Raw genomic sequence first — 11,744 nt, forward strand, 5'->3', positions numbered from 1 at the left:
GTATTAATGAGATTAACAGACGCATTCAGAAAAGTTCACAATCATTACACTCTCATATTAATTCCAATAATTTATGATTTCATATCATTGGGACTTGGCTTGCTGCTAGTTGGTTTTAATGGAAAAGAGATGTTATCAAGTCGCCTTATATTAGAAATGGGCATACCTTCCGCCAGTCATTTATCCAACATCCCCCTATTTGCGAATCATGTAGATCTTCTACATATCTCAGACAAAGGACATTCATTTTCGTGGATTGTTATTGTAGTAATGATCATAATTGGAGCATTTCTTCAAGGTGGTTACATTAGTTTTTTACATTCAATTGTAATAGGAAATGATTTTCGATTTTCAAGTTTTTTAAAAGATGGTAGAAAAAATTGGATTCAATTTATATTTCTGCACATGATTGTCTTTTTGGGAAAAATTAGTGTAACCGCATTTTTAGTCATATTTTTTAATATAATTGGAGTTTTTGCTTCTCTAGTTATTTTTCTAATTCTGCGGATCATTTATATTTACTTAGAATTCACAATAGTAGTAGATAGAGTAAGCGTTGCTAAAGCATTAAAATTGAGCAATGTTTATTTAAAAAGATCTTTGCCATTCTCTTTATGTCTTATTATCGTTATGTACATTTTTTCAAGTTCGATAAGTTTAATGTTACATAGATTATGGTCTCCAATTACTATTATTGGAACTATAGTTGTTTACTCATATTTAATGAGTATCATGCAAATTGCCTTTATGTCATTATTTTGTCGTTTGAAAAAAGCAGCATAGGAATGAATAAAATTCTTCACACGAAATTCACACACTGTAAAGTAGAATAATGTTAGGGCTTTCATGGCTCATTTTTATTTGTAATATATGGAGGTGCATAGGGGGAAGTAATTGATCTGATTACGCAACAAATAGATAAAAAGATTTAAAGATTGCACTTATGTTTAAAAGATTGCACTTATGTTTAATGGGAGGTTTTTAGATCATGAAAAAGAATTTTAAGTCTTGGTTATTGTTCCTTATAGCAGCATTAGCAATTTCTATTATTGCGGCTTGTAGTAGCAATAATGCAGCTCCAGCTGACACTCCTGAAAAAGAAGCTCCAAAGGAAGAGCCTAAACAACAGGAGGAAGCAAAAAATGATGAACCTGTAACTATTAGATGGGCACACCAATGGGGAGAAGAGAACTTCGAAGAGACTATCGGTCAATATGTAAAAGAAAAATTCCCTAATGTAACGATTGAAGTCCAAGAAGCTGGAACGGATAATGCTGAATCATTGGAGCAATTGGTAGCTGCTGGTAAAAGCCCTGATATTGTTACAATGGGACTTATGACACACGTTAACTTTTTAGAAGACCTTGGTCTTGCTTACGATATGGATGAACTAATTAAAATGCAAGGTTTTGATTTAGAACGTTTTGAGCCATCTATTATTACTTTTGCTAGAAACCAAGATCCGCATCAAAATAATGGATTATATACACTTCCAACTGGACGTGCGACATTCTCTTTGCACTATAACAAAGACGTGTTTGATATTCTTGGAGTGGACTATCCATCAGATGAAATGACATGGGAAGAAGTAGTTGAACTTGCAAAAGAATTGACTCGTGAAGTAAATGGAGTTCAATACCGCGGATTGGATCTTGACGTACCATACGATGCTTATACACAATTTAGCCAAAATTCAATCGACCCAGATACAGATGAAGTATTAATTACTGAATCAGAAGCGTATAGAAGATATCTTGAGATGGTAAAAGCAGTTACTTCCATTCCTGGAAACTATCCTGCTGAAGAACCAGGTAGCCTTCTACATAACTGGGGAGCAGCATTCGGTGAAGGAAATGTTGCAATGGCACCTGCTAAAACTCACTTTGGTTGGTTAGGACAAGATAATATTGATATCGTTTCTTTCCCAGTATGGGAAGGATATGAAGGAATCGATCCAGGTCCAAATGGAAATGGTTACACGATTACTGCACCAAGTGAGCACAAAGAAATAGCATTGGAAATTCTAGATTTTATTTATTCCGATGAAATGCAAAAGAATAGATCCAAAGATGGTTGGGCGTCACCTTTAGTAAATCCTGACATTCATGCAGTTTTTGCTGAGAACAAGCCAGAATTCTTAGAAAAGAACCTTGCTTCCATGTTCCTCCATGAATATGCAACTGGTCCAGCAAAAAAAGCAAAATATGGTGATGGCGTTCTTTGGACAGCTCCAATTGAGTTTGTAAACTCAGGAAAAGATATTAATGAGTTTTTACGTATCCTTCAAGAACAAGCTGAGGAAAATGTACGTTCTCAAAAAGAAAGCGAGTAAGCTGATAGAAATTTAATCGACAAATAAAGACACCTCTGCGAATGAATTTGCAGGGGTTCTTTAATTATATTTAGGAGGGAATAATAATGAGTAGTACAATTAGAGCATTTCATTTGCGGTTTGGTTCACATGAACTAATGGAACCATTTAAGGAATTTATAAAAAAAGTACTAGTTCCAAGAGGCATTAATTATTTAGTCGTTGAATGCAATACATCTTTCCAATTCGAGTCTCATCCAGAACTTGCTGATGGTTCGCTTACAAAAGAAGATGCTAAAGAGCTAGCAGAATTATGTAAATCAAATGGAATTCGCCTTATTCCGTTATTTCAGTGCTTGGGACATCAAGGGTGGGGAGGAGCTCCTAATAGTTTATTGAAGCATTATCCTGAATTTGATGAAACTCCACATATTCCATTAGATGCAAAATGGCCAGACTTTTTTTGCAGGAGTTGGTGTCCTCAGCATCCTGAAGTGTATTCTATTGTTTTTGATCTGTTGGACGAATTGATTGAGGCATTTGATGCCGACGCTTTTCACGTAGGGATGGACGAAGTCTTTGCATTGGCAGATGATCAATGTCCTCGTTGTAAAGGGAAAGATCGAGCTGATTTATTTGCAAAAGCTGTTAACGATTTACATGATCATCTCGTTAAAAAACGAGGGATCGATATGTTTATGTGGGGAGACCGTTTAATCGACAGTGTTGCGAGTGGGTATAATAACAAGTGGGAAGCCGATACTTTTGGCACCTATAAGGCTATTGATAAAATTCCAAAAGATATAAAAATCATGGATTGGCATTACGAAAAACATGATTCATTTCCATCGGTAGGTACTTTTCTTCAACATGGTTTTACAGTAATCCCCGCCTGTTGGTTTAATACAGAAGCAGCAACCAATTTTTTAAATAATAGTAAACAACAAGCCGTTGAACTTAATGCTGAGGAAAGAATGCCGGGCATGATCGTAACGTCATGGCATCATTGGAGTGATGAGGCTTTTGCAAACTTTATTAATAACACTGTGAATGGCGAAATAAAAGAATTATATGAAACTCTAGATAAAATTACGTCTATGTTGAAATAGATTTGAAACCTTGGTAGCAGCTTTAAATAGTTGTTATCAGGGTTTTTTTGAAGAGGCTTTGCGAATCTTGGACGTTAATTTTCTCCAAGAGCTCGTTTCCCAGTGCGGTTAGAAAGAACCTAGATGCTTGGCGTCTTTGTAGGTCCTCATACCTGGCTTGACATCTTAACCTAGCGGCAAAATAAAAATTTATTTAAAAATATCCATTGAAACAGAAATCCACAAAATAATTTTTCAGTCCATATCTAGCCCTTTAGGCACATTCCACCGTTAACGTAAATATTCAACAGAAACGTTTAACATGATTAGAAAATAACTATTCTTTTTGTCAATTGTTCATATAAGAATCTAAGAACACCTTACAATTTTTTACAAAAATATAGAACTTTATAATTATTTGAAAATTGGGACTTGGAGGAATTTTTTGGATATGTTATTTTTATTTTACCGGTAACAATCTTTGCGTGCCTTCTGAATTAATTAAATCTAAAATAGTGAAGAGGTGAAAGTGGCGAGTTTTAGTTAATTTTTTTTCATTATGTAAGCGTTTTAGTGAGCTGTGTAATTTAAGGTGAATTTTAATCTACAGGCATATTAGTAACATTTTACATACTAGGTTTTCAGCATATGGAAAAGTAAATTATCTGTATTTAGGTCAAACATAACCTGGGGAGGAAAATAATGAACATTAAAATCAAAGGCATTTTGGGGACGATGCTACTTTTGATATTCGTAATATTATCTGCATGTTCAAATGAAACTTCTACACCGAAAAAAGAAAAGAAAAAAGATGATGTAGATTCAGCAGTATTTTCCGAGGAAGAAGTTACATTAAAGATTGCTACACCATGGGGAGAAGAATATTTTATGGATCGAATAGGGAATTATGTGAAAGAGAACAAACCCTATTTAACATTGGAACATATTGATTGGGATGGGTCGGCTGAACAATTACAAGAATTTTATGCAGATAAAAAAGTTCCGGACGTCTTGTTAGCATTCACTGGACAACAGCCTTTGGAAGAATTAGATTCAGTTTTTCCATTAGATGAAATGATAGATTTGTATCATGTTGATTTAAACCACATACAGCCGGTTGTACTAGACGAAGTTCGTTCACGGGACAAGGAGCGTCGATTAATTGGTATTCCTGGAGAAGTTGGACTTCTTGGACTTTATTATAACAAAGAAGTGTTCGATATTTTCGGTGTTCCTTATCCGGAGCCGGATGAAAGTATGAGTTGGGATAGAGTACTGGATCTAGCAAAACAAATGACTGCTGTACGTAATGACGTCCATTATTGTGGTCTAGATATGGGAGATCAGGATTGGGCACCGTTAATGGAATTGTCGGTAAGTAAGACGGATCCGGAGACGGGCGAAGTATTACTAACTAAAGATCCTAAATTTGCTAAATACATGGGTTTAATGGAACAGTATTACGGTATCCCGGGAATAAAAGAAGAATCTTGTGGTTTTGGTGAGAGAAATGTAGCTATGTACATCGGTTGGCATGGATTTATGGCTAACAACTGGTTAGGCGGTGAGATTGAAGATGCCGTAGAGTTTATGAAAGATATGGACATACTTCCTCTGCCTACATGGTCAGATATGCCAGATGTAGGTCCAACCCCTACAGGTATCCACCCATTTGTTATCAATAATTACAGTGAGAATAAAGATGCAGCCCTTCAATTTCTATTAACAGTGGCAAGTGAAGATTATCAGCTAAAACTTTCACGTGACGGGACACCTTCAGTTTTATATTCTCAGGAAAGTATAGAACAATATGCTGCAAATAATATATTTCTAAATGGGAAAAATATTAAGGCACTTTTCCATAACACGCCTGCTGCACCACCTGAAATTAAAAGTGTGTGGGATCAATATGTAGAATTGGATATGAAAAAATTTGTTGAGTCAGGTGCTGACATTCAAGAGTTTTTAAGGGTTTCCCAAGAGGAAGCCGAGATAAAGATTCAAGATGCCAAGCAAGCGCAATAGAAAATTTAGAATAAAAGCTAATAATAAATGAGTATATTGATAGCTTTAAAGCTTTCATAGCAGTTAGAGGGTTTATCACACAAATAGCTGCTATGAAAGTTTTATTTAATTGTTTTTTCATCTTTTGATTTTTATTGGTTTTAATTTTGTCACTGTGTTTTAACAAATCGACCTGTTATTCTCTGCCGATCTTCGAATAAAAATCTTCACACTAAATTCACAGAAAAAACCTTACCATTGAACTAATAAGTGTCAGAAATTGATTTTCTTTGTTTTAGGAGGGAACCTCATTGGCAAGAATTTTGTTGAAAAATGTTTGTAAGCGCTATGGTAAATACAAAGAGCTTGCGGTTAATAATTTTAATTTAGATATTGATGATCAAGAATTTTTAGTGTTTTTAGGGCCGTCGGGATGCGGGAAATCTACCACTCTACGAATGGTGGCAGGTCTCGAGGATATTTCCGAAGGTGAAATTTATATTGGGGATACACTTGTGAATGAACATCCTCCCAAAGATCGGGATATTTCGATGGTCTTTCAAAACTATGCACTATATCCAAACTTAACGGTATATGAAAATATTGCCTTTGGACTACGAATTAGAAAGCTGCCAAAACATGAAATTGAAAGTGCTGTCAAGAGAGCCGCGCGTGTATTGGAGATCGGAAATTTGCTTGATCGGAAACCAAGGGAACTTAGTGGTGGTCAGAGACAGCGTGTTGCTTTAGGGCGGGCAATTGTGAGAAGTCCGCAAGCTTTCTTGATGGACGAGCCGCTTTCGAACTTAGATGCTAAATTGCGGGTTCAAATGAGAGCAGAAATTATCAGGCTGCATCGAGCTATGGAAGTCACAACCATTTATGTAACCCATGACCAAATTGAGGCAATGACGATGGGAGACAGAATTGTTGTAATGAATAGAGGAGTTATTCAGCAAGTGGATACGCCTGAAATGATTTATAACAGGCCAAAAAATATGTTTGTAGCAAAATTTATTGGGAATCATCCTATGAATTTTTTTGAGGGAACTTTGCGAGAAGTAGATGGAAAGATGCGCTTTTTCTCAGATACATTCTCATTGCAATTGACAGATCAACAAGCCCATATGATGAGGAATAAGCGCTTGACTGATTATACGGTCACAATGGGGATTAGACCAGAACATACTGGATTTGAACAAGAAATATTTGATGCATTTCCGAACGCATTCATTAGAGCTGAACTAAACTTCAATGAATTTGTGGGTTCAGACAATTATTATCACCTTACAGCACATGGTAAAGAATCATTTGCGGTACGTGCGCATCCTCGCTACCGTTATTCCGAAGGTGAAAAGGTAAAAGTGGCGATTGATATGGATAAAGCGCTATTTTTTGACAGGAATTCAGAGGAATTGCTGACTGATTGATTGGAGTGAGATGGATGTCACATCATAATAAGAAATTATATTTTAATAGATTGATGTATGTTAGTTTAATAATCTTTCTTATTACAAGCACGATTATGCCCTTTACTAGCAAGTCAGTAAATGCAGAAGATACGAAAAAAAATAGTTCTAACAACAATGTAGAAGCTCGAATTGAACCATATTACTACGAAGTTGAACAATCATGGAAGAGTGAAGGGATAAAGCTAGGGAAAGATGTTGTAAATATGAAAGCTAGCCAGTATTCCAAAATCTCTGAAGAAGGTGTATCTATTGAATCCTATGGTGGCAAAGAAGATGTGATGCTATTATCCAATTCCAAAGGATGGGTGGAGTATACCATTAACGTAGCCGAGGATGGACTATATGAAATAGCTATTGAACATTTACCTCTAGCACAAGCTGATGGAGGGAGTCGTCAATCGGTAATTTTAAATGTTAAAGTAAATGGCGAATATCCGTATAGGGAGCTACGCTCAATTGAACTAAAAAAGGAATTTGAGGATAAAGAAGATCAATACGATGATAGTGGTAATCAAATACGCTCTCTTATAAACGAATTAATAGAATGGAAGAAAGAGTCACTAACCTCAGGAGGCAGTCATACAGGTTCTCTTTTATTTTATTTAAAGAGTGGGAAAAATAAGATTCAATTACAATCACTTAGGGAAGCAGTTGCCTTAAATTCTATAACAATTCAATCACCAGAGGTCATTAAAACGTATGACGATGTAAAAAACGTATCAGATTTAGATAAAAATAAGGATGGAAATGTGATTACAATTGAAGCCGAAAATTTTACTAAAAAAAATTCTACTTCCATCCAAGTTCAATATGATCGTGATCCATTAACAACTCCGAAATCACTCGAAAAAATTAAGTTTAATACATTGGGAGGGTGGAGTTGGTACGATGGTGGTCAAAAAGTAACTTGGGAATTTGAGGTTCCTAAAACCGGGAATTATCAAATTGCTTTTAGAGGCTTACAGAACTATAGAAAAAATTTATCGGTCTTTAGAACCGTCTATATTGATGGGAAAATACCATTTTCCGATATGAAAAATTTTAGAATACCGTATGCCACTGGATGGCAAGAAATTGTCTTAAAGGATCAGAACGACCGCCCTTATTCTTTTTATTTGGAAAAAGGCAAACATACATTTGAATTTGAGGTTACATACGAACCGTTCGTACCAATTATTGTACAAATAGAAAAACTGGCAAATGAAATTAAAGAGATTTCACAAGAAATCCGACTCGCATCGGGTAATCAGGTAGATGGCTACAAGAACAATGTAGATCAGTTCCGAGTTTGGAACGTTGAACAAGAACTTCCTGGTGTTCTTGATCAACTTAAAGAGATGCATGATCAGTTGAATAATATGTCGAACCATATGCTAGAGATAAATGGTGAAAGAAGCAATGTGTCGCAAGCGTTTGAATCAATCGTTCAAGATATTGCTTCCATGCTGGAAAAGCCGGATACAATACCAAATAACCAAGTAAGAATAGGAGCACTTCAAGATCAACTTGAATCACAGAAACAAGAATTAATGAATGCTCCATTACAAATTGACAAATTTTATGTTGCTCCAGACAACAAAGATTTTCCAAGAATGACAGCAAATATGTTTGAGAAGGTTCAAGGGATGTATAATTCCTTACTTTATTCGTTTAAGGATAAAAACCAATTACGTGAACAAAAAGATGAAGAGTTGAATGTTTGGATGATGTGGGGGCGCGACTACGCTGAGGAACTACAGCAACTTGCAAACCAACAATTTACTCCAGAGCATGGTATTAAGGTAAACGTCAACCTGATCCAAGATCCAAATTTGCTTATTTTGGCGAAGGCTGCAGGCATTATGCCAGATGTAGCCCTTGGTGTCCCAAGCGGAATGCCTTTTGAAATGGCGCTTAGGGGAGCAGCTAAGGATTTATCACAATTGCCAGGTGCGGAGGAATTATTGGATCAATATGCTCCAGGTACATTGCTCCCGTATTATTACGATCATGCCTATTACGGTATCCCTGAAACAATTAATTTCAAAGTTTTATTTTATAGAAAAGATATTTTGGATCAGCTTAATTTGGGTGTACCGGAAACATGGGAAGACGTATACGACATGATTCCAACTCTACTACAAAACCAATATAATTTTTACGCCGATCCGAAGGACTTCTCCTATATGCTTTATCAAAACGGAGTAGAGCTCTATACGCCAGACGGTTTATCTACAGGACTTAATACACCTGAATCCTTCACTGCCTTCGAGGAATGGACAAATCTATTCAACCTTCACGGCATGGATAGAATGGTTCAAAGTTTTTATCAACAATTCCGAAAAGGTACAATGCCGATTGGAATTGCCGACTTCAATCAATATATGCAATTACTCGTAGCAGCACCAGAAATTTTGGATGTTTGGGGAATTGCTCCTATTCCTGGCCATGTAAATAAAAATGGAGAAATTGTCCGCTGGGCTGGAGGAACTGGAGTCGATACAACAAGCATGATGATGTTTAATGATACGCCTAAAGAAAAGCAAGATATTGCATGGGAATTTATAAAATGGTATTCCTCCACTGAAGTCCAAACTGAATATGGATTAAATCTTGAGCAATTCCGTGGTGAGACATTTAGGTGGAACTCGGCAAATGTAGGCGCATTTAGCAAAATGCCATGGAGACAGGAAGATTTACAAACTATTTTGGAACAATGGAGATGGGTGAAGGATATTCCCAATGTTCCTGGGGGCTATATGACAACAAGACAGTTAGACTTTGCATGGAATCAGACGGTGCTTGAAGGTGGAACTCCTAGGATTGAATTGGAAAAAGCTTTGAAAGCTATTAGCCGTGAGTTAGTAAGAAAGCAGACTGAATTTGAATTAATTGATGAAAATGGCAAGGCTAAGAAATCTTTAGATTTGCTTACAATTACTGAACCGTGGGAAGGAGTGAGCCGGTTTGCACAATAATGTACAGCTTGAGAAAACTGACATAGGAAAAATGAAAACCGGGAAGATGGAATCGTTTAAGGCAGAGTTTTCAGCCCGCTCAAAAAAACTTCTAGCGGATATATGGAAATACCGATTATCGTATCTATTCATTGCTCCATTTATGATAATGTTTGTTATTTTTATTGTCATTCCGGTAATAGCAGCTATTGGGCTAAGCTTCACATATTTTAACTCTATTCAATTTCCTGAATGGACAGGCTGGCTAAACTATCAAACTTTATTTTCGCAGGATATTGTATTTTTACAAAATGTCTTACCGAATACATTTAAGTTTTCGTTGTTTGTTGGACCAGTAGGATTTATACTTGCCTTTCTACTTGCATGGTTTATTGCGCAACTTCCTAAAACATTGCGTATGGGATATGCACTTGCGATGTATGTCCCATCGCTTGCTGCAGGTGTCGCAATGACAGTTGTTTGGCAAGTAATGTTTTCAGGTGATCGTACAGGATATATTAATAGTTTTCTACTTAAATGGGGTTTCATTACTGAACCAATCATTTTTCTTCAAGATCAGAATTGGCTACTAAACATTATGATCGTCATTTCTATATGGGCAAGTATGGGTATTGGATTTTTGGCGATGTTAGCTGGTTTATTAAATGTAGATCGTGAGCTTTATGACGCTGGTAAAATTGATGGCATTTCAAGCAGGTTGCAAGAAATTTGGTATATTACTGTGCCAATGCTTAAACCACAATTACTTTTTGCTGGTGTTATGTCAATCGTTCATACTTTGCAGGCAGGAAGTTTAGGGGTACAGCTTTCTGGATCTAACCCAACTCCTAACTACGCGGGACAAGTAATGATCAGTCATATTGATGATTACGGCTTTATCCGTTTTGAGCTAGGGTATGCCAGTGCTATTTCGGTTGTATTATTAGTACTCATGTTTTTGTTAAGTCGTCTCTTCTTTTATCTTTTAGAGGATAAGGAGGATTAATTATGAAAAAACTCGGAGTTGGAATTAAAAATTTCGGAAGAGAAACCATTTGGAAGTTAAAAAACTTTGGTGGAGAAATTAGAAGATTGGATCGCACACAATATTCGATATTGTTCTTCTTAAGCATATTGGCTATTTTCATGTTGCTCCCGATTGTTTATATTTTTAATCACGCTTTTAAACCTTTGCACGAACTATTTCTATTCCCGCCTACGTTTATTGTACAAAATCCTACAACTCAAAACTTTGTAGAGTTATTGTCTCTAACGCAAAGCACATTTGTACCAGTGTCACGCTATATTTTTAATAGTGTGATAGTGACAGTACTTGCAACTGCTGCAATGGTGATAACGAGTGCCCTTTGTGCGTACGCACTATCTAAACATCCGTTTCCAGGAGCAAAACTTGTATTTTCTACCATTATGATCTCGTTATTATTTGTACCTCAAGTTTTGCAAATTCCTCGTTATGTAGTTGTACAAAATTTAGGGATTATGAATTCGTACTGGGGTCACGTATTACCAATGATTGCGATGCCTGTAGGAGTATTTTTGATGAAGCAGTTCATGGATCAAGTACCAAATGAAATCTTAGAGGCGGCAAAAATTGACGGGGCTTCTGAATTCGGGATGTTTCTTCGGATTGTTATGCCAGTTGTGACACCTGCCATCGCTACGATTGCTATTATTTCCTTCCAATCAGCTTGGGGAAATGTGGAAACCTCCCAGTTGTTTATGCAGGATGAATCGATGAAAACATTACCGTATTATATGACATCTTTAACAGCGAATCTTGCTAATACTGTTGCCAGACAGGGAGCTGCTGCTGCAGGTGCGCTAATCTTATTTTTACCTCAGCTTATTATATTTTTATTTTTTCAGAGTAAAGTCATTGCCACGATGGCCCATTCTGGAATTAAGTGATGGA

The 11,744-nt window shown here is 36.4% G+C and carries 8 protein-coding genes; all 8 read left to right on the forward strand.

Annotated elements, in window-relative coordinates; translation table 11 throughout:
- Nucleotides 1-6: 6 nt before the first annotated feature.
- The 8 genes from MT489_RS18230 to MT489_RS18265 all read left to right on the forward strand — a co-directional run bounded on the left by MT489_RS18230 (nucleotide 7) and on the right by MT489_RS18265 (nucleotide 11,740).
- Nucleotides 7-783: a hypothetical protein gene (locus MT489_RS18230; protein ID WP_244683000.1), complete on the forward strand. Its 777-nt coding sequence runs from the start codon at nucleotides 7-9 to the stop codon at nucleotides 781-783.
- A 205-nt stretch (nucleotides 784-988) separates the two neighbouring features.
- Nucleotides 989-2,332 carry an ABC transporter substrate-binding protein gene (locus MT489_RS18235; RefSeq protein WP_244683001.1) on the forward strand — a complete coding sequence of 448 codons (1,344 nt, stop codon included), beginning with the start codon at nucleotides 989-991 and terminating at the stop codon, nucleotides 2,330-2,332.
- Nucleotides 2,333-2,418: 86 nt separating this feature from the next.
- Nucleotides 2,419-3,420, forward strand: coding sequence for a family 20 glycosylhydrolase (locus MT489_RS18240; RefSeq protein ID WP_244683002.1), 1,002 nt, complete (start codon nucleotides 2,419-2,421; stop codon nucleotides 3,418-3,420).
- A gap of 681 nt (nucleotides 3,421-4,101) precedes the next feature.
- Complete coding sequence (locus tag MT489_RS18245) at nucleotides 4,102-5,424, forward strand: ABC transporter substrate-binding protein (protein WP_244683003.1); 1,323 nt, start codon at nucleotides 4,102-4,104, stop codon at nucleotides 5,422-5,424.
- A 290-nt stretch (nucleotides 5,425-5,714) separates the two neighbouring features.
- Complete coding sequence (locus tag MT489_RS18250; RefSeq protein ID WP_280518700.1) at nucleotides 5,715-6,833, forward strand: ABC transporter ATP-binding protein; 1,119 nt, start codon at nucleotides 5,715-5,717, stop codon at nucleotides 6,831-6,833.
- A gap of 14 nt (nucleotides 6,834-6,847) precedes the next feature.
- Entirely contained in the window at nucleotides 6,848-9,832 is a 2,985-nt protein-coding gene (locus MT489_RS18255; RefSeq protein WP_244683004.1) for an extracellular solute-binding protein, read from the forward strand.
- Between the two features lie 31 nt (nucleotides 9,833-9,863).
- Nucleotides 9,864-10,817 carry a carbohydrate ABC transporter permease gene (locus MT489_RS18260; protein ID WP_370876422.1) on the forward strand — a complete coding sequence of 318 codons (954 nt, stop codon included), beginning with the start codon at nucleotides 9,864-9,866 and terminating at the stop codon, nucleotides 10,815-10,817.
- A 2-nt stretch (nucleotides 10,818-10,819) separates the two neighbouring features.
- A complete protein-coding gene (locus MT489_RS18265) occupies nucleotides 10,820-11,740 on the forward strand; it encodes a carbohydrate ABC transporter permease (RefSeq protein WP_244683005.1) in 921 nt (306 codons plus the stop codon).
- Nucleotides 11,741-11,744: the final 4 nt, after the last annotated feature.

Source organism: Lederbergia wuyishanensis (genome assembly GCF_022900255.1).
Lineage (GTDB): Bacteria > Bacillota > Bacilli > Bacillales > Bacillaceae_C > Lederbergia > Lederbergia wuyishanensis.